Raw genomic sequence first — 20,098 nt, forward strand, 5'->3', positions numbered from 1 at the left:
CTCAGTCGCGCCCGCGGAACTCCTCCATCGAGCGGTAGACGCCGAACCCCTCACCCACGACGCGGTCGAACACGCGCGTGGGCAGCAGCCCACGCAGCGCGCGCGACAGGCGCACGCTCCCGGGCAGCTCGACGAGGGCGCGGCCGTCGAGCATGGCTCGCCACACCCGGTCGACCACGTGGTCGGGCTCGAGGATCGGAGCGAGCATCGGCCCGCGCGCGCCGTGGAACATGCCGGTCGAGATGTACGACGGCGTCACCGTCGTCACCGCGACGTGATGATGCCCCGCCTGCCTCAGCTCCAGGCGGAGGGAGTCGCTCCAGCCGTTCAGTGCCGCCTTCGACGCCGCGTACACGGCCATCCGGGGGTTCGACAGCGTGCCCGCCGCGCTGCCGATGTTGACGATGCGCCCGGGTCGCCCCGAGGCGATCATGCCGGGCAGGAACTCGTGGGTCACGTACATGGGCGCGAGCGCGTTGACGAGCATGGTCGGGCGCACGTCGTCGCCCGCATGGCTCTCCCAGAAGTATCGGTTGCCGCGCACGATGCCCGCGTTGTTGATGAGCACGTCGGGATCGCCGACCTCGCGGCGCACCTTGTGTGCGACCTTCGCGATCGCCCCGTGTTCCGACACGTCCACCGCGTACGAGCGCACCTGCGTGCGCCCCTGCGCGGCCGCGCCGAGCTCGTCGGCGGTGCGCGCGAGCGCCGGGGCGTCCCGGTCCCACAGCACGACGGATGCCGCGCCGTCATCGACGGCTCGCTGCGCGTACATGCGGCCCATGCCGCCGGCCGCTCCGGTGATCAGGATGTGCGCGCCTCTCGCGGTTCTCGCCATGCGGATCATTCTCGCAAGCTCGCGACCCTCGGCCGACCGCGGTCGCGATCTCACCGCATGGCGCGGTAGCGAGCGCGCTCGGCCGGGTCGAGATGCTCCGTGGCGTACGAGAGCATCGTGCGGGGCATGCGAGGCGCGTGCGCGTCGAGGAAGCCGGTGAGGGTGTCGCGCCCGACACGACGACCGGACTCGCGGAGCATCCAGCCGGTCGCCTTGTGGATGAGGTCGTGCGGGTCGCCCAGCAGGCGTTCGGCGAGGCGAAGCGTCGGTGCGGCATCGCCGTGCTTCAGGAAGGCGAACGTGGACATGATCGCGACCCGGCGCTCCCAGAGGCGCGGGCTCGCGGCGAGCTCGTCGAACAGGGCGGCGTCGAGCCCGGCGCGGGACGCGGCATCCGTCGCCCCGGGATCGCGGAGGAACTCGCCCAGGATGCGATCGGCGGAGAGGTCGACGAGATCCCAGTTGTCGACACGGCCCGCGTGCACCGCCTCGAGGTAGAACCGGGCGAGCCGGGCGCGCTCGGCGTCGTCGCGCGCCCGGCGGCCGCTCGCGCGGTCGAACCGGGCGACGAGCATCGCGAGCGCACAGGCGCGGTGCTCGTGCACCGGGCTCCGCAGGAGCTCGTCGATGCCCTCGAGCGGCAGTCCCGCGCATCGCTTCGCGACCGCGCGCAGCTGGGGCGTCGTGACGCCGATGAACCGGTCGCCCTCGCCGTACTCGCCCGGTCCGGTCTTGAAGTACCGGGCGGTCGCCGCGGCGCGCTCGGGATCGGCCACGGCGGCGAGCGCGGCGCGCACATCGGCGGCGGTCGGCGCGCTCGTGGCATCCGTCGAGTTGGCCATGGGCGCATGGTAGCGCCGGCGGCCGTCGCCGGACCGAGCGGGCCTGCGGGCCCTACGGCCCTGACCGCGTGCCGTGCTCGCTCCTACCCTGCAGCCATGGAGGCGACCGCACCGCAGGCCGTCGACCGGTCGACCGGTCGACTGGTGTACCTCGACCATCTCAAGGTTCTGCTCATCGCCCTGATCATCGCGATCCACGCGGTGCTCGGCTACGTCGGTTCGGCCCGGTACTGGACGTACGCCGACGTGCAGGAGACCACGCTGCACCCGGTGACCGAGCTGGTGCTGGCGGTGCTCGTCGTGCCGTTCGGGCTGTTCATGATCGCCCTGCTGTTCCTCGTCGCCGGCCTGCTGACGCCGCGGTCGCTCGAGCGGAAGGGCGCTCGCCGGTTCGTCGTCGACCGGCTGCTGCGCCTCGGCGTGCCGTTCGCGCTGTTCACGTTCCTGGTCTGGCCCGCCGTCACGTACGCGCTGTACCACCCGTTCGGCGCGGCTCCGGCGTCGTTCGCGGAGGAGTACCTGAGCGACGAGGGCTACTTCGACACCGGGGTCCTGTGGTTCATCGGCGTCCTGCTGATCTTCTCGGTCGGGTACGCAGGGCTGATGGTGCTGCCGCGGCCCGCCGGGTGGTCGCGCGGGTCCGCCCTGGCATGGTCGGCCCGCCCGATCCGGGTGGGCCACCTCGCGGGCCTCGCGCTCGCGACGGCCGCGGCGACGTTCCTCATCCGACTCGCCTTCCCCTACGCCAGCGAGTCGGTGACCGACCTGAACCTGTGGGAGTGGCCCGGCTGCCTCGCACTGTTCGGGCTCGGCATCGCCGCCTCCCACCGCGATTGGCTCGCAGCGGTGCCGAACCGGCTTCGGCGGGTGTCGTTCGCCGTCACGCTCGTCGCGGGTGCCGCGGGCGGCGCGTTGCTGTACGGCGCGTTCGCCACGGGGCTCGCGGACCGCATGTGGGGCGGCTGGGACTGGCCCGCGCTGCTGTTCGCCGTCGTCGAGAGCACCCTCATGGTGTTCGGCTCGGTCTGGCTGCTCGGTGCGGCGCAGCGGCGGCTCGCCCGCCCGCGCACGTGGAGCGCGCCGCTCGGCCGCAGTGCGTACGGCGCGTTCCTGCTCCAGGGGTTCGTGCTCATCGCGCTCGCCCTCGTGCTCCGGCCGGTACCGCTGCCCGCGGAGGCCAAGGCCCTGCTCGTCGCGATCGGCGGCATCGCCGGGTCCTTCGCGTGGGCCTGGCTGCTCGTGAGCCGCGTGCCGTGGCTGGCGCGGATCCTCTAGCCTGACCGGGCCCGCCGGTGCGACGATGGGGCGCATGAGCGAACCGCGGGTCAGCCTGGTGCCGATGTCCGACGCGCAGGTGACGGCGTGGCTGCCGGTCGCGATGGCGCACTACGAGCAGGCCCGGCAGGAGGCCGGCGACACGGCCGAGCAGGCCGCGGCGGCCCGACGCGCGTCGGAGGAGCGGTTCTTCCCCGGCGGACGCATCAAGGAGGGCCAACTGCTGCACACCGTCCGCCTCGGCGACGAGGACGCCGGGTGGTTGTGGATCGGTCCGTGGGACGACGAGGGCTCGGTGTGGTGGGTGTGGGACCTCATGGTGCACGAGCCGTTCCGGCGGCGCGGCGTCGCGCGGCGCGCGATGATCGCGGGCGAGGAGGTGGCGCGCAGCCACGGCGCGAACTCGCTCATGCTGAACGTGTTCGCCTACAACGAGGGCGCGATCGCGCTGTACCGGGCGCTCGGCTACCTGCCGGCCTCCATCCACATGGCCAAGCGCCTCTAGAAGCCTGTCGCCGAAGGGGTCGACACGATGACGAAGTACCTGATCTCGTTCCCGAGCAGCGCCATGGTCCTGTCAGAAGAGGGGCTGCAGGAGGTGTCGGATGCCTCCCACGCGGTCGTGCAGGAGGCGAAGGATGCCGGCGTGTGGGTGTTCGGGGGCGGCATCGACGAGCGCGTTCCGCCGGTCATGGTCGACGGTGACGGGACCGTGACCGAGGGCACGTACCCCGAGACGAGTGAGCTCGAAGGCGGCTACTCGGTGCTGGAGCTCCCCTCTCACGAGGCGGCGTTGGCGTGGGCCGCGAAGATCGCGGCGGCGTGCCGCTGTGCGCAGGAGGTGCGCGCGTTCCAGTACGACCCCGCCAGCTGACGGGCCGGGAGCACAGCGTGGCCTGCCCCTCGGGGACGGACCCGCGCAGTGTGACGCCGTGTTGCGGCTGAGGTTACGCCGTGCTTCGGGCCGACCGACAGCCGCCGAGCGGGCTGGGTAGCGTCATGCGGACCGTACCGTCCCACACCCATCGGAGCCTGCCATGTCGACCACCGCACCCGCCGCGCCGGCCGCTGCCGCCGCGCGCGAGACGGCCGCGCCGGTCGCGTTCCGCGGGCTGGGGCGCGTGTTCGCCGCACCCGACGGCGGCGAGCGCGACGTGCTCCGCGGCATCGACCTCGAGGTCGCGGCGGGTGAGATCGTCGCGATCCTCGGGCCGAGCGGATGCGGCAAGTCCACGCTGCTGCGGATCGCCGGCGGCCTCGATCGTCCCACGTCGGGCGAGGTGACCATCGGCGAGGCGCCCGTCGCGTCGTACGACGTGCGGTGCGCGATCGGCTTCCAGGAGCCGCGCCTGCTGCCGTGGCGGAGCATCGAGCGGAACGTCGCGCTCGGCCTGCCGCGCGGCACCGACCGCCGCGCGGGCCGCGAGCACATCGCGCGCCTGCTCGAATTGGTCGGCCTCGCCGACTTCGCGGGCCACCGCCCGCACGAGGTCTCCGGCGGGATGGCGCAGCGCGCGTCGCTCGCCCGTGCCCTCGGGCGCAACCCCGAGGTGCTGCTGCTCGACGAGCCGTTCGGCGCGCTCGATGCGCTGACCCGCCTGAAGATGCAGGACCTCCTCCTCGACGTGCACCGCGCCGAGCCGACCACCGTGCTGCTCGTCACGCACGACGTCGACGAGGCCCTGCAGCTCGCCGACCGCATCGTGCTGCTCGGCACCGACGGCGAGACGCCGGGCGCCGACATCCGCCAGACCGTGGTGGTGCCCGGCCAACGGCCCCGCGACCGCGGATCGGCCGAGCTCGCCGAGCTCCGCGGCCGCCTGCTCGACGGACTCGGCATCGACCGCCACGGCACGGCCCGCGGCATCCAGGCCACCACGACCATCCCCCACTACCCGTACTGACCCCCGGCGGCGCGCGTCCACAGCATCCGCTGCGTCGCCCGGAACCATCCGCACCGAAGGAGCACCGCATGTCCCGCACCCACCTCTTCCGCACCGCGCTCGTCGCGGGCGCCGCCGCATCCGCCCTGCTGCTCTCGGGCTGCGTCGCCGGCGAGGGCCAGGCCGCCGAGCCGGCCGCCGAGGGCGCATCGCTCGAGGGCCAGGCCCTGAACATCGACTTCGCGACCTACAACCCGCTGAGCCTCATCATCAAGGACCAGGGCTGGCTCGAGGCCGAGGGCCTCGACGTCACCTGGGTGCAGTCGGCCGGCTCGAACAAGGCCAACGAGGCGCTGCGCGCGGGCGCGATCGACGTCGGGTCGACCGCCGGCTCGGCGGCGCTCCTCGCGCGTGCGAACGGGTCGCCCATCAAGACGATCGACATCTACTCGCAGCCCGAGTGGTCGGCCATCGTGGCGGGCCCCGGCAGCGACGTCGACGACGTCGCCGACCTCGAGGGCAGGACGGTCGCCGCGACGAAGGGCACCGACCCGTACTTCTTCCTGCTGCAGACGCTCGAGGAGAACGGCCTCGCACCTGAGGACGTCACGGTCGAGAACCTCCAGCACGCCGACGGCTGGGCCGCGCTGCAGAACGGCTCGGTCGACGCGTGGGCGGGCCTCGACCCGATCATGGCCGGCGCCGAGGAGGCGGGGGCGACGCTCATCTACCGCAACGTCGACTTCAACAGCTACGGCTTCCTCAACGCGACCGAGTCGTTCATCGAGTCGAAGCCCGAGCTCGCCCAGCTCGTGGTCGACGCGTACGAGCAGGCCCGGGCGTGGGCGGCCGAGAACCCCGAGGAGACCGCGGCGATCCTCGCCGAGGTCGCGGGGCTCGACGAGTCGATCGCGTCGAAGGTCATCCTCGAGCGTTCCAACCTCGACGTCGACCCGGTGCCCGGCGCCGCGCAGGTCGCGCTGCTCGAGAAGATCGGCCCCGTGTTCGTCGAGCTCGGCGACGTCGCGTCGCAGCAGCAGGTCGACGAGGCACTCGAGACCCTCATCCACGACGAGTTCGCGACCGCCGCCGACCCGGCGCGCTTCGCGAAGTAGGCCCTCCGGGAGATGACCATGGCGACGGATGCCGCGAAGACGACGACCACGGATGCCGCGGGCCTGCCCGACGGTCCGGTCGACCCGCAATTCGCGGCGCCCGTCGTCGTGGCCGGACGACCCGCGGCTGCGGCCGGGCACCACGGCCCTTCGGGGGTCGACCCGCGGCCCGAGGCGGGCCATGGCGACTCCGGCGCCGCGGCATCCGTCGCCCCCGGATCGCGCGGGTCGCGCGAGCGCCGCCCGCTGACCCGCCGGCGCTGGTTCGTGGTGGTCGGCGGCGCGCTGCTGCCGGTCGCGCTGCTCGTCACGTGGCAGGTCGTGTCGACGACCGGCCTCGTGCCGGTGTCGATGCTGCCGTCGCCCGAGATGGTGTGGCTCGCTGCCGTCGACCTCGCCGAGCGGGGCCTGCTCGGCCAGTACGTCGCGATCTCGACCCAGCGCGTCTTCCTCGGCTTCGCAGCCGGTGCGGCACTGGGCCTGCTCGTGGGCGCGATCGTCGGGCTCTCGCGGCTCGGCGACATCCTGCTCGCTCCCACCCTCGGTGCACTGCGCGCCGTACCGTCGCTCGCGTGGGTGCCGCTGCTGATCCTCTGGTTCAAGATCGGCGAGGAGTCGAAGGTCATCCTCATCGCCATCGGCGCGTTCTTCCCCGTCTACACGATCGTCTCGGCCGCGCTGCGGCACGTCGACCGGCGCCTGCTCGAGGCCGGCCGGGCATTCGGGCTGCGGGGCGTGCCGCTGTTCGCGACCGTGCAACTGCCCGCGGTCGTCCCGTCGGTGGTCTCCGGGCTCCGGCTCGCGCTCGCGCAGGCGTGGCTGTTCCTCGTCGCCGCCGAGCTCATCGCGTCGTCGATGGGCCTCGGATTCCTCCTCAGCGACTCCGGCAACACGGGTCGCATCGACCGCATCTTCCTCGCGATCATCCTGCTCGCCGTGCTCGGCAAGCTCACCGACTCCATCGTGGGGCTGTTCGAGCGGTGGGCGATCCGCCGCTGGGCGTGATCAACTCGTTCCGCGAGAGGGTCTGTCCCTCGACGCTCGACGGGGCGGGCGAGTGCGTCGCCCTCACGGGCGCTGTCGACCGGCCAGTGAGCCCCCGGGCGGACACCGGACCGTGCGTGAGCAGGTTCTTGCGCATACCGCGACGGAGCTGGTCACGGCCGGCCCGGTGTCCGCGGCGGCGGGCTTCACGCCGAGGACGTTGCACGGATGCCTACGGTCGCACGTCCTGTCGAAGGTCGGTCGTCGCGGAACCGGCGGGGACGGCGGGGGTTCGAGGCCATGTCCAGGCGGAGCGCAGGATGAAGGCCAGGAGCAGCACCTCGATTCCGATGGAGATGCCGTAGAAGGCGGCCCATTCCCAGGTCGCCCCTGCCGCGTTGAAGATCGAGTAGGGGATGAGGAGCGATCCGACGACGAGGTTCGTGGCGCGGTTCACCCGGGCGGGCAGCGTCATGGAGAGCACCACCATCAGGGCAGGGATGGACACGGAGACGAGGAACACCGTCAACAGCGTCGAGCTGATGTCGAACCGCCAGACGAGGCCGTTCAGGATGCCGTCGACGACGCCCGGCTTGTAGAAGTTGAGGATGTCGACGTAGATGTACAGGAACATGAAGCTGGTCCATGCGGCGGCGAGCCTGGCCCGCACGGGGATCGGCGGGTCGTCGAGCGGGTTCGGGGTAGTCGTTCGGATGGTCATCGGTTCTTCCTTCGAGAGGAGCGGTCCGTCCGCCGGAGCGGCGGCAGGTCTGGGCGTGCATGCGCACGGGTCGGGTCGTTCTCGTCGGTCCGGTCGTCAGACGGTGATCACGACCTTCCCTCGGGTGTGGCCGGCCGCGACGTACCGGAGGGCGTCGGCTGCTTCGTCGAGGGGGTACGTGCGGTCGATGACGGGCCTGACCTGCCCGGTCGTGAGCAGGTCGGCCAGGGTGAGCAGGTCCTCGCGCTTCTCGACCGACGTGAAGGGCCTCAGCTGCTGACGGGTGAACCCGGACAGCACGCGCGCTTCGACGATCCGACCGATGGGGCCGAGCCAGCGGCCGCCGCGTCCGCTGTTGGGGATCAGGGTGCCGGTGGGCGTCAGCGCTCGGCGGACCGCCGCCAGCGGCTGGGCTTCCACGTTGTCGAGGATGACGTCGTAGCGCTTCTCGGCGCGGGTGAAGTCGGTCCTCGTGTAGTCGACGACGTGGTCGGCACCGAGTGAGCGGACCAACTCGACGTTGCGGGTGCTGCACACCCCCGTCACCTCGGCGCCGAACGCCTTGGCGATCTGAACGGCGAAGGAGCCCACGCCGCCCGACGCGCCCGTGACCAGCACCGTCTGGCCCGGTTGGACGTTCGCGATCTTGCGCAATGCCTGCAGCGCCGTCAGCGCCGACGTGGGCGTCGCCGCCGCGTCCACGATCGACACGTCGGCGGGCACGGGCACGAGGTGGTCCGCCGGGACGCAGGCGTACTCCGCGAGCGTTCCAGCGGTGCTCCACCCGAACACCTCGTCGCCGGGGCGGAGAGCGGTGACATCCTTCCCGACCGCTGCGACCACGCCGGCGAGATCCCTGCCGGGGATTCCGTGGCGCGGCCGGCGGAGCCCGAACACCAGGCGCACCACGTACGGCTCCCCGGCCATGACGAAGTAGTCGCCGGGATGTACCGAGGCCGCGCCCACCTGGACGAGCACATCGCCTCGACCGGGCAACGGGAGCCCGACCTCGGACGACTCGAGCACTGAGGGCGGGCCGTAGCGGCGCTGGACGGCGGCCCGCATCGTCGCCGCCCCGGCCCGACTCGCCCCGATCCCCAGGCGTGCTCCGCCATTCGTTCGCTGTTCGATTCCCATGGAGGACTCCTCACGTCCGAGCTGCGACCCTCGCTGGCTCGTACACCGTACGTCGTACACCGTACGTCGTACGCTGTACTATGCACGTACGCTGTACGATTGTCAAGCCGTTCGAGCGAGTGAGGAGACCCGTGTCTGCGAGAGAACAACGCCAGGTCGCGTCAGATGCGGGGCTGAGCAAGCAGCGGGTGGTGGTCGAGGCGGTCCGGATCGCCGACCGAGAGGGGGTCGACGGGCTGAGCATGCGCCGGCTCGCCGGCGCCCTCGGTGCGGGCGCGATGTCGCTCTACCATTACGTGGCGAGCAAGGACGAACTGCTGGACGCCATGATCGACGTCGTGTTCGAGGAGATCGAGCTCCCGCCCGACGAAGCCGACTGGCAGTCGGCGATGCGACGGGTCGCGGTATCCACTCGACGGGTTCTCGCACGCCACCCGTGGGCGATCAGCCTGATGGAGTCGCGGACATCGCCGGGGCCCGCGAACCTCCGCCACCGCGAAGCGTTCACCGCCTGCCTGCGAAGGGCTGGCTTCTCGGTCGTGACGGCGACGCACGCCAACTGGTTGCTCAACAGCTATGTCTACGGGTACGCCCTGCAGGCAGCCAACCTGCCGTTCGACACCGCCGACGAGCTCGCGGAGATGACCGAGGACGTCTACCTGCCCCAGCTTCCTCCTGAGGAGTTCCCCTACCTCAACGAGTCCGCCGCGGCGCTCGTCGCTGCCGGCTACGACCCGGCAGAGGAGTTCACCTTCGGCCTCGACCTCGTCCTCGCCGCCCTCGAGCTCCTGAGAGCCTCCACGTAGTGACGCCCACGGACCGGCGAACGGGGCGCGCGTCGCTATGTTGCGGCGTGCAGCTCGGATCAGGTCACGGAGCTCGCTTCGTTCCCGCAGCGCTGAGGGATCGTCCGGCTGCGGGAACCGCGCGCGGGACGCGATGATCTCCCGGCCGCCGACGGAGTGCGGGGCCCCGGATCACTCGGCCAGCGGCACGACCTCGAGGCGGTCGCCCGGTCCGGCGAGCACGAGGACCCGCCGAGCGGTGACCCCGTCGAACGCGGCGGCGAGCGCCGCGGCGTCCGGCACCGAGCCCGGCATCGCGGGAGGACCCCCAACCGCCTCGCGCCGCCACACCGTGACCGATGCGCCCGTCGCCGACTCGATCGCGCGCACCAGCTCGGGTGCGGCATCCGCTGCCACCAGCACCACGCGGGAGATGCGGCGCGCGGGTGCGAGTCCTTGCGTCGCGATCAGCGCCCGGTCGCGACGCCAGACCGCGAAGTGGTACGCGAAGACGAGCACGGTGGCCACCAGCAGCCCGAGCGGTGCGCGCACGCGGTCGATCAGGCTCGCTCCCGTCGTGGCGTCGAGCACGAACTCGAAGATCCGGAACCCGACCACGAGCAGGGCGATGAGCGCCACGACGGCACTGATGCCGAAGACGGCGATGAGGTAGACGCGTCGGCCCTGGTACGTGATCTCCTCGGGCGGGAGATGCGCCGTCGGCCGCCAGTGCAGCCACCAGACCGGGGCGCCGACGACCAGCGCGGCGATGCCACCGAGGAGCAGGCTGCGCGTGTCGGCCGCGACGAGCGGGCTGACCAGGGCCCCGAGGGTCGCGTTCACGATCACGCCGATGCCCGTGGCCGCGGCCGCGAGCCCGAGACCCGACATCACGAGCCCGGCGGCCTGCCGGACGCCGTTCGAGCGTGCGGCCACGATGCGGCGGTGGTACGTCCAGACCAGCGCACCGACGGCGGCGGCGGCGAGCGCGGAGCCGAGCGGCGCGAGGATGGGACCGAGCGCCTCGCCGCGATCGAACGCGAGCCGGAGCCCGACCCAGAGCGCGACGCCGATGCCGGCGAGCATGACGGCCGCGCCGCCCAGCACGCCGACGACGACGAGCGCGACGGACGCGAAGCCCGTCCGGAAGCCGCGCGTGCCGTCGCGGAACCAGTGCCACCACCAGACCAGGCCGCCCGCAGCAGCCGTGATGAGCGCCTCGAGCGCTGCTCGCCACCACGGTGCACCGGCGAGCGCGGGTGCGACGGCGCCCGCGAGGGCCTCGTCCAGGATCGTGCCCAGGGCGCCGATCGAACCGCTCACCAGCAGCACGAGCCCGTACGCCGACGCGATCACGCACGGCACGGTGAGCAGGCGCACGGGTCGCCTGAGCGGATGCCGCGACATCCACCGATGCCACGCCCACACGGCCGCCCAGGTGAGGCCCGTCGCAAGCTCGGCCGACAGCCACCTGCCGGCCACGGCCGCGGTCGCCGCGGCGAGCAGCGCGGACGTCGCCACGATGAGCGACACGGTGTACATACCGGCCAGGTAGAGGCCCCACGCGAGGGACGAGCGCTCCGCCTCGTCGGCGAGCCGGCGCCAGACCGCCCACCAGAGCAGCGCCGCGAGCGGTCCGCCGATCAGCGCGAACGCGAGCCAGAGCGCCAGGTCCGCGGCGCCGCCGCGGGCCAGCGGAGTGCCGGCGTCGAGGAGCCTGCCGAGGAGTCCCGCGACGCCGGTCGCGGTGATGACGACGAGGACGAACAGCAGGCCGTAGACGATGAGGCGGCGCACGGTGCCCTGGGCGCCACCGGTTGCCGGGGCGACCGCCGGCGTCGTGGCGGTCATCCTCGCCACATCCCCGGGTCGCAGATCGTCAGGGGCCACGGGGCCCGCTCGATGCGCCATCCGTCGTCGGACCTGACGAGGTCGAACACCCCGCGCTCCTCGATGTCGGATCCGCCGAGCGGGGCGGCGTCGTACGACCACGAGATCAGGACCTCGACGTCGGCCGTCTCGTCGCGTTCGGTCGTCGACACGAGCGTGATCCGCATCCGGTCGACCGGGGCGGCCTCGATGCGGATGCAGTCCTCCGCCAGCTCCGGCACCAGGTAGCCGGTCGCCTCGGCTTCGTCGCCGGCGATGACCGCTGCCGAATACCGCTGCACCACGCCCTCGGGCGTGGACTCGTCGAGCTGATCAGGCTCGCCCCTCGAGAAGACGACGATCAATGCCACGATCACCAGGGCGGCGATCACGGCGAGGATCACGAGGAGCGTGCGGTCGGGCCGCGCTGCGGGTGCAGGTGCGGCTGCGGGTTCGTCCATGCCTGCATCATGGCGCGTCGGCGCCCTCGTGCGACGGACCAAGGTCTCGCGTGGCGCCGGTTCCGCGCACGTTCGAGGGGCGCGTGTCCGGCGATCGCTCGCGCGGCCCGCGCCCCGTCCGGATGGATGACTGCGTGTCGACCCACCCGCTCACTGCACCTGCGATCCCTTGAGTTCGCGCACCTGCTCCGGCGTCATGGGCGTGGGCGTCTGCGGAGCCGGCTCGGACTCGGCCTGCTTCGACTGGCGCACCAGCTCCTGGACGTCGAACGGCACGTCGGCCGTCATGGGCGCCGACTCGGCCTGCTTGGCCTGGCGGATCCGTTCCTGCACGCTCGTGACGGGCGTCGCCTCGGACTGGCGAGCCTCGCGGATGCGCTCGTTGGCGGCCATGGCCGCCGCGTTGCGCTCGGCGCGCTCCGCCTGGAAGCGCGCCTCCGTGAGTTCGCGCAGGCGCTCGTAGGCGGCACGAGCCTGATCGGCCTGCTCGACCGAGAGGCCGGTCTGGGCCCTGAAGTCGGCGCGGCTCGCGGCGGACTCGCCGCGTGCGCTGTCGTCGAACTGGCCGTCGACCCCGGCGCAGCCGGTCAGCACCAGCAGGAGTGCTGCGGTACCGCCGACGAGGGCGGTTCGGTTGGTGTTCATGGTTCCTTCTCCTTCGATGAGACCCGACTCTCCGGAGTTCTGGAGTGGGGATGATCAGAGGTTAGGAATCCTCACGTTCGCCGGGATCAGTGCGGCCCCCTCGATCCGCTCGACATCTGCCTGAGTGCCTGCACCGAGAGGGCAGCGGGCGGGCGCGCCGCGGCATCCGTACCCGCACCGAAGGGCGTCAGCGCGGACCGTGGCTCACGAGGCCCGAGGCGGGCAATCCGCCACCGAACTGGTCGGCGACGGTCGCGAGCGTGAACCCGCGGGCGCGCAGGCCCGCGATGACGCCGGGCACTGCCTCGATGGTCTGCTCGTGCGTGTCGTGCATGAGCACGATGCTGCCGCGGCGGCTTCCGCCGACGGCGCGCTCGACGACCACGTCGGGGCCGGGATCACGCCAGTCGTTCGTGTCGATGTCCCACACGATGAACGGCAGCGCGACGAGCCCGCGCACCCGCTCGTCGGATGCGCCGTAGGGCGGTCGGATGCTGCGGGCGGTCACGCCCGTGGCCGCCCGGATCGCGGCCTGGGTGCGGTCGACCTCGCGGCGCACCTCCTCGTCGTCCTCGAGCTTCGTGAGGTTCGGATGGGCCCAGGTGTGGTTCGCGATCTCGTGCCCGCTCGCCACGATGCGAACCGCGGTGTCCGGGTTGCGCTGCACCGACGACCCCTGGACGTAGAACGTCGCGGGCGCTCGCTCACGGTCGAGCAGGTCGAGCAGTCCGGGCGTGAGGCCCGTCGGCCCGTCGTCGAACGTGATCGACACGCACGTGAGGAAGGCGCAGTCGACCGGGTCGTCGCCGACGGGCGCCGCCGCGGCGGCGTACGGCTCGTCGGCCGCCGCGGTCGCCGTCGCGGCCCGACCGGCGTCGGAGAGGAACGGCTGCAGCAGCCGGGTCGGCACGAGCACCGAGACCGGGGCGACCGCCCCCGCCACGGTCAGCGTCACGACGATCCCGGCGGGCGTAACGGCCGAGTCCGCCAGCAGGGCACGGGCCGACGCCGAGTCGAGCCCTACGAACGGGTCGTCGCCCGTGCTCGCGCGACCGGCCGCACGGAGGGCCTCCGTCACGAGCGCGAGCACGCGCGGCTCCCGGCCCGGTTCGTAGAGGGCGGTGCCGTCGTGCACGCCGCCGGTCGCGGCATCCGAGTACCAGACCTCACGGGTGACGGATGCCGCGGCCCCCGCCTCCCGGCGCAGGATCGTCAGGCGCTCGCCGAGCAGCCCACCCGACGCGGTCACGATGCCGCAGTCGATCGAGAGGACCGCGCCGCCGGCGCCACCCATGGTGGCGCCGCGGCACGGCCCGGCGTTCCCGCCCGGGACGACGTCGGCCGAGGGCACCCACGCGGCGCCGTGCGCGGACGCGAACTCGCGCGCGATCTGCTCGACGCGATCGTCGAGCAGGTCGCCCAGCGCCGTGCGCCCGGGCGGCGTGGCCCACCGCACCGCGATCGTCAGCTCGTCGGCGCTGGTCGTCGCGAGTCGCGACGAGAGGCCGGGCGCATCGGCCGCGGTGAGGCGTGGCGGTCCGGGCACGACCCGCGGCGGGGGCGGCGGCGGAGCGGACTCGACGGGCGCCTCGGTCGCGGTCGGCGGCGGCACGGGCGACGCGGTGCCTTGGGGTGCTGCCGGCACGAGTGCGGTGCAGGAGGCGAGCGCGGCCACGACGAGCACGGCGAGCGCCGACGACACGGTCGCGCGCGCCGGGCCGCACTTCCGTGTTCCCCGCATGCTGCAACGCTAACCGCACCGTCCGGTTTCCGCTCGGGAGCGTGCTGCGTGTCCGGCCCCTGCGCCCCCCGGCGCCGTCGTCGCCCCGACGTGCGCGAACCGCGCCGCCGGGACCCGCGTGGTCACCCGGTCACGGCGGCCCAGGCGTCGGCGTACGCCGACAGTCGCGCGCCCTGATGGGCCGCAGCCGAGCTCGCCGGTTCGGCGGTGCCGCCCGCCGCCTCCGCGTAGGCCGAGAGCCGGTCGCCCTGGGCTTCTGCCGCGCCGGGCTCCCCCGCACGCACGTCCACGCGCAGCGCCGCCGATTCCTGCCGTGCCGCATCCGCGATCTCGGCGCTGACGCCCGCGCATCCGCTGATCCCGAGGCACACCGCCGCGGCCCCGAGGACCGCCACCGTCCTTGCTCCGTACATGGTCTTCCCCCTCTGCAGCTCTGGCCACTGCAGACCGTAGGAGCGCGCCCGCCCGGCCACATCCGGAGGTCCCCCTCAGATCCGCCCCCCGCACCCCTCGGATGCCGCGGCGAGGGCATCGATGCCCGCGAGCCGCGCGTGTGTGCCACCGCACCTTGCGAGCGCGGATTCTTGCGTGCACGCAAGAATCCCGCGTCCGGCCGCAATCAATCGCGAATGCCATGCACGTAGCCTTGAGTGGGCGGAGACACACGTTCCCCGCCGTACCGCGCCGAGAGGCCCGACCCACTGAGAACGGAGGTTCCGATGTCACAGAGCACCATGACGACGATCGTTGGCGAACCCGAGGTTCTCGAGGACGAGTCCGGCGTCGAGATCACCCCCGAGCGCATCGCCCTCGCCGCGGGCGTCGAGTCCGACCCCGCTTGGCTCCGCCTCAAGGACTCGGCCACCAAGCTGCAGTCGCTCCAAGTCAAGGACGGCTCGGTCCCCGAGCAGTCCGACCGGGCCGAGGCATCCGCTCTCGTCGACGCGATCGTCGAGTCGGTCGCCGCGCTCGCTCCCCGCTTCCCGCACGAGGCGGCGTACCTCGAGGCGCTGCAGGCCGACTTCCGCCGGTGGCAGTCCGAGGGCTTGGGGGTGCCCGACTTCCTCGACTCGCTCGTCGAGTTCCAGCCGCAGCTGCACCGCGTCGACGGCATCCGCCACTTGGTGGTGTTCCCGATGTACACGCAGAACGGCTCCCCCGACCGCCACGTCGAGGCGCTCGTCGTCGAGACGATCTGGCCCGAGTTCATCGGACACCTCGAGGCCGGCGAGTACTCGAACCGGCTGTTCGTGAGCCTGCGGCTCGTCGACTTCACGCCGGGCTACGACACGAACTCGGCGGTGCTGTTCCCCGAGACGGTCGCCATGCGCGAGATCCCGACGTTCACGTGGGGCGCGATCTTCCAGGACCGCGAGGCGGCCCGGTACCGCCGGGTCGTCCGGGCTGCCTCCGAGATCACCAAGCTCGAGCTTCCGGATGACGCGGCGGCGCTGCTCGACGACCAGGAGCTGGCCGAGCGCACGTTCGTGATGTGGGACATCATCCACGACCGCACGCACATGCGCGGCGACCTTCCGTTCGACCCGTTCATGATCAAGCAGCGGATGCCGTACTTCCTCTACTCGCTCGAGGAGCTGCGGTGCGATCTCACCGCGTTCCGCGAGTCGGTGAAGATCGAGCGGAGCCTCCGCAAGCGGGTCGACGCGGGCGAGGAGCTCGACGCGGTCGACGCACAGCTGCTCGAGCACGCGAAGCTCGTGCAGTACGCGGTGATCTTCGACCGCATCTTCCGGTTCGCGATCACCGGCTCGCGCGTGCGGAACTACGACGGCCTCGGCGGCCAGCTGCTGTTCGCGTGGCTGCACCAGAAGCACGTGCTCGAGTGGACCGACGTGTCGCTCAGCTTCGACTGGGCCGCCGTTCCCGACGCGGTCGTCGAGCTCGGCGACGCGATCGACGAGCTGTACTGGAAGTCGATCGACCGCCCGAAGACGGTGCACTGGCTCGCCGCGTACGACCTCGTGCGCAGCGTGCTCACGCCCAACCCGGCGTCGGTCTGGGCCGAGGGCCTGCCGCGCGAGGTGCTCGCCGGCCCGCCCAAGGGCTACACCGACCTCGTGATGGACGACGAGTTCCCGCTGTCGATGTTCTACGAGGCGCTCGACAAGAAGATGAAGCCGGTCATCGAGTCGACGGTGGGCATCACGGCCGCCGACGCCTGACGACCGGCCCGGCCCGGCCCGGCCCGGCGAACCACCCGCGAGTCACCCCGAACGGCCACAACCCGAGGCATCCGCCGGTCGTTCGGGGTGACTCGCGCCATGAGAGGATCTCCTACCGTGACTCAGCTGCAGGACAAGGTCATCGTGATCGCCGGCGCCACGAGCGCCTCCGGGCGGGCCGTGGCCCGCGCCCTCGTCGACGCCGGTGCGCGCGTGGTCGTCGTCGGCACCCACCAGGGCCGGCTCGACGAGCTCGAGGTCGAGATCCCCGGCGTCGCCGGCGAGCGCGCCGACCTCACCGACGGCGACGACGTGCTCGAGCTCGCGATGCGCGTGCACGCGAGGGTCGGCGACGTCGACGGCGTCGTCCACCTCGTCGGCGGATGGCGCGGCGGCGGCGGCATCGCCGGCCAGACCGAGGAGGACTACCGCGTGCTCGAGCGCTCGTTCACGGCGCTGCGGTACGTGAGCCGCGTGTTCTTCGACGACCTCGTCCATTCCGATGCGGGCCGCATCGCGATCGTGTCGTCGACGACCGTCGAGAAGCCGACCGCCGGCGGCGCGAACTACACCGCCATCAAGGCGGCCAGCGAGTCGTGGATGCGGTCGCTCGCCGACGGATTCGCGAAGGCCGAGGCGCCCGCCGCGGCGGTGACCTTCCGGGTGAAGGCGCTCGCGGGCCTGGAGGACCGGCTCGCCGACGCCGTCGTGGCGCTGTGGTCGACGGACGCCGCGGCAGCCGACCTCAACGGCCGCGTCACGACGCTCGAGGCCTGACTCGCGGCGCGCCGCCGACCGCGTCGGACCGGTCAGTCGACGGTGGGCGGCAGCGCGGCATCCGTCGCGGGCTCGTCGCCGGCGTGCGGACCGGGCGTGACCTCTCGGGCGGTGTCGGCCGGGTCGTGCTCCGCGCGGCTCAGGAGCACGAACGGGATCGCGAGCGCCTGGACCACGCCGCTCCAGAGCATCGAGAACCCGTAGCCGCCGATGTCGGCCGTCCGGCCGAGGACGGGCTGGATGACGGCGCCACCCGCACTGCCGAGCAGCGAGTCGAACGACAGCACGGTCGCCCGCTGCTTCGACGGGATCATGTCGTTGAGGTACGCCCGGTGCACGGGGTCGTCGATCGACGACGAGACGCCCCACACCGCGATGAGCACGATCGCGACCCAGAAGTTCGCGGAGATCGCGAGCGCGACGAGCACGAGCGCGCTCGTCACCGTCGACAGCAGGATCACCGACGTTCGCTTGTGGAACCGCCGCCGGACGACGGGCGCGAGCAAGCCGCCCACGATCCCGGCACCCGACAGCAGGGCCGCCGCGAGTCCCGCGATAGAGTAGGCGCCCTCGTCGCCCCACAGCTCGAGCAGGTACGGCTGGAGCGCGTAGAACGCGTAGAAGCCGACGCCCGTCGTGAACGGCGTCGTGAACATGAGCCAGCGAACGGGGCGGTTGCCGAGCCCGTACTTCACCGAGGCGCGGAAGACCGTCCCCGTGGCCTTCAACGGCCCGGCGCCGCGTTCGGGGGTGAACCCGAGGTCGCGCATGAGCGCAGCGGCCACGCCGAACATGACCAGGAGGATGCCCGCCCTGATGAGGAACGGCACGCCGAGGTTCGTGAGCTGCGCGATCACGCCGCCGAGCACCGACCCGCCCAGCATCGCCACGCTGCCGACGATGACGGCCCGGCCGAACACCGCCTCGAGGCTGCCCGAGTAGCCGGTCGCCTGGAGCGCATCGACGAGCCACGCGTCCACGGCGCCCGAGAAGAACGTGAAGCCGAGCCCGAGCAGCACCGACACGATCGCCCACGCCCAGAACGGCGACTGCCACACCCAGAGCAGCCAGTACAGCGCCGTCGTCGTCGCGAGCGTGACGGTGCCCAGCAGGTACGAGACGCGCCGTCCGAGCGTGTCGGCGACCACGCCCGTGGGGATCTCGAAGATGAACATGCCGACGCTGAAGAACGCGTTCGCGGCGAACGCCTCGAGGTTGGTGAGGCCCGCGTCGAGGAGGAACAGCGTGTTGATGCCCCAGATGAACGAGGCGGCGAGCGTGTTGCCGAGCGTGAGCGTGTAGTAGGTCCCCTGCACGCGACGGGCGGCCCGCCCGTCCCCCTCGAGGACGTTGCGGGCGCTCATCTCCGGCAACCCCGGCCCCCGCGACCCACGGTGCTCATCATGCACCCCGAGCCTGCGGCGAGGGAAGTGCGGAGACGATGCCGGGGACCGGCAAGTCCCACATCGGGTGGTGGCTTTTGTCGTGGAATGTTGAAAGCCGCGCACGTTTAATGCTCTTTTGCTTGACCACTGTTCGATTAATGCCGTAGCGTCCGAGAAAGTTCGTGGACGCCGACCCACGGGCAACGGAGCGGGGAGTGGCTCGAACGGCCGCCGCGCCCGTCATCGAATCGGTTCAGTGCAAAGGAGCATCATGGATGAACTGACGGAACAGGCCGAGCACGACGCCCGCATCCTCGGGCGCAGCCTCGGCCTGACGCGCCGGCAGCTGCTGGCTGCCACCACCGGCATGGCCGCGGCCGCCGCGGTCGGGCTCGCGGGAGGACACACCCACGCGCACGCCACGCCGGCGGCCGCCTCAGGCGGCAACGGGGTGCTCGTCCCGCCCGGCAAGCGGGGCATCATCCTCTACACCGTCCGGGACGCGGTCGGCCGCAACCCGCTGACCACCGACCCGAGCCTGCCCTCTGGCTTCAAGGCGGTCTTCGAGGAACTCGCGAAGATGGGCTACAAGCAGATCGAGTTCGCGGGGTACAACCAGAACGCCAACTCGCCGGGAGGCAACGTCAACAACGTCGCCGGGGCGCAGCTGCTGCGCACCTGGCTCGACGACAACGGGCTCGAAGCCGAGGGCAACCACGGCTCGATCCCGAGCGTCGTCAACGACGCCACGCTCGCGCAGTTCGACGCGCAGTGCGAGATCGCGAACATCCTGGGCTTCGGGCACATCGGCACGGGCAACGACCCCACCCGGAGCTCGTACCTGGCCGACTGGCAGACCGCCGCCGAGGTCTGGAACACCTTCGGCGAGCGCGCGGCGTCGCACGGGCTCAAGCTGTACACGCACAACCACGACCAGGCGTACAGCTTCCTGCTCGACAGCGGCCCGCTCGACGCCGCCGGCAACCCGACCCGTTCGAGCGGCCTGCGCCGCCTCGAGTGGTTCCTGCAGCACACCGACCCGAACTACGTGTACCTCGAGATGGACGTCTACTGGGCGCACGTCGCCCAGCACCGGTACCAGAGCTTCACGGCACCGGACGGGTCGGTCGTCGAGGACTGGTTCGACCCGGCCGGCCTGGTCGCCGAGCAGACCACGCGGTTCCCGCTCTTCCACGCGAAGGACGGCGCCCGCAACGACAGCGCGGCCGGCTACTCGATCGTGCCGTTCGGCGCGGGGGACATCGACTACACGACGTTCTTCCAGCGCATCGGGGCGAAGGGCTACCACAACGCGATGTACGAGCAGGACAACGCCTCGAGCGTCCCGATGGCCTCGCCGTCGATGTCGCTGGAGAACGCCGCCTCCTCGTACGCCAACCTCGCCGCACTGCGCGGCTGACGCGAGCCCCGGGCCGCGCGGTGCCCTACTCCCGCGC

General features: G+C 72.1%; 20 protein-coding genes. 10 read left to right on the forward strand and 10 right to left on the reverse strand.

Features of this window, described 5'->3' with window-relative positions; translation table 11 throughout:
* Position 1: 1 nt before the first annotated feature.
* Both ACULK4_RS16925 and ACULK4_RS16930 read right to left on the reverse strand, forming a co-directional pair.
* On the reverse strand, positions 2-838 hold the full coding sequence (locus ACULK4_RS16925) for an SDR family oxidoreductase (protein ID WP_445963560.1): 837 nt from the start codon (positions 836-838) through the stop codon (positions 2-4).
* A gap of 50 nt (positions 839-888) precedes the next feature.
* Positions 889-1,680: a DNA alkylation repair protein gene (locus ACULK4_RS16930; RefSeq protein ID WP_445963561.1), complete on the reverse strand. Its 792-nt coding sequence runs from the start codon at positions 1,678-1,680 to the stop codon at positions 889-891.
* Between the two features lie 96 nt (positions 1,681-1,776).
* Here ACULK4_RS16930 and ACULK4_RS16935 point away from each other — a divergent pair, with 96 nt between their 5' ends.
* The 6 genes from ACULK4_RS16935 to ACULK4_RS16960 all read left to right on the forward strand — a co-directional run bounded on the left by ACULK4_RS16935 (position 1,777) and on the right by ACULK4_RS16960 (position 6,958).
* Positions 1,777-2,955 (forward strand): acyltransferase family protein, encoded by a 1,179-nt coding sequence (locus tag ACULK4_RS16935; protein WP_445963562.1) that lies wholly within the window; start codon positions 1,777-1,779, stop codon positions 2,953-2,955.
* A 34-nt stretch (positions 2,956-2,989) separates the two neighbouring features.
* Positions 2,990-3,460, forward strand: a complete 471-nt coding sequence (locus ACULK4_RS16940) for a GNAT family N-acetyltransferase (protein WP_445963563.1) — start codon at positions 2,990-2,992, stop codon at positions 3,458-3,460.
* A 27-nt stretch (positions 3,461-3,487) separates the two neighbouring features.
* Complete coding sequence (locus tag ACULK4_RS16945; RefSeq protein WP_445963564.1) at positions 3,488-3,829, forward strand: YciI family protein; 342 nt, start codon at positions 3,488-3,490, stop codon at positions 3,827-3,829.
* Positions 3,830-3,992: 163 nt separating this feature from the next.
* Positions 3,993-4,859 carry an ABC transporter ATP-binding protein gene (locus ACULK4_RS16950; RefSeq protein ID WP_445963565.1) on the forward strand — a complete coding sequence of 289 codons (867 nt, stop codon included), beginning with the start codon at positions 3,993-3,995 and terminating at the stop codon, positions 4,857-4,859.
* Positions 4,860-4,927: 68 nt separating this feature from the next.
* On the forward strand, positions 4,928-5,953 hold the full coding sequence (locus ACULK4_RS16955) for an aliphatic sulfonate ABC transporter substrate-binding protein (protein ID WP_445963566.1): 1,026 nt from the start codon (positions 4,928-4,930) through the stop codon (positions 5,951-5,953).
* Positions 5,954-5,965: 12 nt separating this feature from the next.
* A complete protein-coding gene (locus ACULK4_RS16960; protein WP_445963567.1) occupies positions 5,966-6,958 on the forward strand; it encodes an ABC transporter permease in 993 nt (330 codons plus the stop codon).
* A 211-nt stretch (positions 6,959-7,169) separates the two neighbouring features.
* Here the strand turns inward: ACULK4_RS16960 and ACULK4_RS16965 are convergent, their stop codons facing one another.
* Positions 7,170-7,658, reverse strand: a complete 489-nt coding sequence (locus tag ACULK4_RS16965; protein WP_445963568.1) for a DUF6326 family protein — start codon at positions 7,656-7,658, stop codon at positions 7,170-7,172.
* A gap of 96 nt (positions 7,659-7,754) precedes the next feature.
* The gene (locus ACULK4_RS16970) at positions 7,755-8,723 is read right to left on the reverse strand and encodes an NAD(P)-dependent alcohol dehydrogenase (protein ID WP_445963569.1); all 969 of its coding nucleotides are present in this window, start codon (positions 8,721-8,723) and stop codon (positions 7,755-7,757) included.
* A 203-nt stretch (positions 8,724-8,926) separates the two neighbouring features.
* Between ACULK4_RS16970 and ACULK4_RS16975 the strand changes: the two genes are divergently transcribed.
* Entirely contained in the window at positions 8,927-9,601 is a 675-nt protein-coding gene (locus tag ACULK4_RS16975; protein ID WP_445963570.1) for a TetR/AcrR family transcriptional regulator, read from the forward strand.
* A 171-nt stretch (positions 9,602-9,772) separates the two neighbouring features.
* Here the strand turns inward: ACULK4_RS16975 and ACULK4_RS16980 are convergent, their stop codons facing one another.
* The 5 genes from ACULK4_RS16980 to ACULK4_RS17000 form a co-directional block, all read right to left on the reverse strand.
* Entirely contained in the window at positions 9,773-11,431 is a 1,659-nt protein-coding gene (locus tag ACULK4_RS16980) for a DUF5671 domain-containing protein (protein WP_445963571.1), read from the reverse strand.
* A complete protein-coding gene (locus ACULK4_RS16985; RefSeq protein ID WP_445963572.1) occupies positions 11,428-11,910 on the reverse strand; it encodes an LpqB family beta-propeller domain-containing protein in 483 nt (160 codons plus the stop codon). Before ACULK4_RS16985 ends, ACULK4_RS16980 begins: the two co-directional genes overlap by 4 nt.
* Positions 11,911-12,060: 150 nt before the next feature.
* On the reverse strand, positions 12,061-12,555 hold the full coding sequence (locus tag ACULK4_RS16990) for a hypothetical protein (protein ID WP_445963573.1): 495 nt from the start codon (positions 12,553-12,555) through the stop codon (positions 12,061-12,063).
* A 187-nt stretch (positions 12,556-12,742) separates the two neighbouring features.
* Positions 12,743-14,296 (reverse strand): polysaccharide deacetylase family protein, encoded by a 1,554-nt coding sequence (locus tag ACULK4_RS16995; RefSeq protein WP_445963574.1) that lies wholly within the window; start codon positions 14,294-14,296, stop codon positions 12,743-12,745.
* A 122-nt stretch (positions 14,297-14,418) separates the two neighbouring features.
* The gene (locus tag ACULK4_RS17000; protein WP_445963575.1) at positions 14,419-14,709 is read right to left on the reverse strand and encodes a hypothetical protein; all 291 of its coding nucleotides are present in this window, start codon (positions 14,707-14,709) and stop codon (positions 14,419-14,421) included.
* A gap of 306 nt (positions 14,710-15,015) precedes the next feature.
* Here ACULK4_RS17000 and ACULK4_RS17005 point away from each other — a divergent pair, with 306 nt between their 5' ends.
* Both ACULK4_RS17005 and ACULK4_RS17010 read left to right on the forward strand, forming a co-directional pair.
* Entirely contained in the window at positions 15,016-16,479 is a 1,464-nt protein-coding gene (locus ACULK4_RS17005) for a DUF6421 family protein (RefSeq protein WP_445963576.1), read from the forward strand.
* A 117-nt stretch (positions 16,480-16,596) separates the two neighbouring features.
* Complete coding sequence (locus ACULK4_RS17010; RefSeq protein ID WP_445963577.1) at positions 16,597-17,256, forward strand: SDR family NAD(P)-dependent oxidoreductase; 660 nt, start codon at positions 16,597-16,599, stop codon at positions 17,254-17,256.
* Between the two features lie 32 nt (positions 17,257-17,288).
* Here the strand turns inward: ACULK4_RS17010 and ACULK4_RS17015 are convergent, their stop codons facing one another.
* Entirely contained in the window at positions 17,289-18,620 is a 1,332-nt protein-coding gene (locus ACULK4_RS17015; protein ID WP_445963578.1) for an MFS transporter, read from the reverse strand.
* Between the two features lie 292 nt (positions 18,621-18,912).
* On the opposite strand from ACULK4_RS17015, the gene ACULK4_RS17020 reads away from it, so the two are divergent.
* On the forward strand, positions 18,913-20,061 hold the full coding sequence (locus ACULK4_RS17020; protein WP_445963579.1) for a sugar phosphate isomerase/epimerase family protein: 1,149 nt from the start codon (positions 18,913-18,915) through the stop codon (positions 20,059-20,061).
* Positions 20,062-20,098 lie beyond the last annotated feature (37 nt).

The organism is Agromyces selenitireducens (assembly GCF_052748465.2).

Bases quoted from the DNA above. Each gene is read 5' to 3' on its own strand.
- ACULK4_RS16925 (WP_445963560.1), bottom strand. From the start codon at position 838: ATGGCGAGAACCGCGAGAGGCGCGCACATCCTGATCACCGGAGCGGCC.
- ACULK4_RS16930 (WP_445963561.1), bottom strand. From the start codon at position 1,680: ATGGCCAACTCGACGGATGCCACGAGCGCGCCGACCGCCGCCGATGTG.
- ACULK4_RS16935 (WP_445963562.1), top strand. From the start codon at position 1,777: ATGGAGGCGACCGCACCGCAGGCCGTCGACCGGTCGACCGGTCGACTG.
- ACULK4_RS16940 (WP_445963563.1), top strand. From the start codon at position 2,990: ATGAGCGAACCGCGGGTCAGCCTGGTGCCGATGTCCGACGCGCAGGTG.
- ACULK4_RS16945 (WP_445963564.1), top strand. From the start codon at position 3,488: ATGACGAAGTACCTGATCTCGTTCCCGAGCAGCGCCATGGTCCTGTCA.
- ACULK4_RS16950 (WP_445963565.1), top strand. From the start codon at position 3,993: ATGTCGACCACCGCACCCGCCGCGCCGGCCGCTGCCGCCGCGCGCGAG.
- ACULK4_RS16955 (WP_445963566.1), top strand. From the start codon at position 4,928: ATGTCCCGCACCCACCTCTTCCGCACCGCGCTCGTCGCGGGCGCCGCC.
- ACULK4_RS16960 (WP_445963567.1), top strand. From the start codon at position 5,966: ATGACCATGGCGACGGATGCCGCGAAGACGACGACCACGGATGCCGCG.
- ACULK4_RS16965 (WP_445963568.1), bottom strand. From the start codon at position 7,658: ATGACCATCCGAACGACTACCCCGAACCCGCTCGACGACCCGCCGATC.
- ACULK4_RS16970 (WP_445963569.1), bottom strand. From the start codon at position 8,723: ATGCGGGCCGCCGTCCAGCGCCGCTACGGCCCGCCCTCAGTGCTCGAG.
- ACULK4_RS16980 (WP_445963571.1), bottom strand. From the start codon at position 11,431: ATGACCGCCACGACGCCGGCGGTCGCCCCGGCAACCGGTGGCGCCCAG.
- ACULK4_RS16985 (WP_445963572.1), bottom strand. From the start codon at position 11,910: ATGGACGAACCCGCAGCCGCACCTGCACCCGCAGCGCGGCCCGACCGC.
- ACULK4_RS16990 (WP_445963573.1), bottom strand. From the start codon at position 12,555: ATGAACACCAACCGAACCGCCCTCGTCGGCGGTACCGCAGCACTCCTG.
- ACULK4_RS16995 (WP_445963574.1), bottom strand. From the start codon at position 14,296: ATGCGGGGAACACGGAAGTGCGGCCCGGCGCGCGCGACCGTGTCGTCG.
- ACULK4_RS17000 (WP_445963575.1), bottom strand. From the start codon at position 14,709: ATGTACGGAGCAAGGACGGTGGCGGTCCTCGGGGCCGCGGCGGTGTGC.
- ACULK4_RS17005 (WP_445963576.1), top strand. From the start codon at position 15,016: ATGTCACAGAGCACCATGACGACGATCGTTGGCGAACCCGAGGTTCTC.
- ACULK4_RS17015 (WP_445963578.1), bottom strand. From the start codon at position 18,620: ATGAGCGCCCGCAACGTCCTCGAGGGGGACGGGCGGGCCGCCCGTCGC.
- ACULK4_RS17020 (WP_445963579.1), top strand. From the start codon at position 18,913: ATGGATGAACTGACGGAACAGGCCGAGCACGACGCCCGCATCCTCGGG.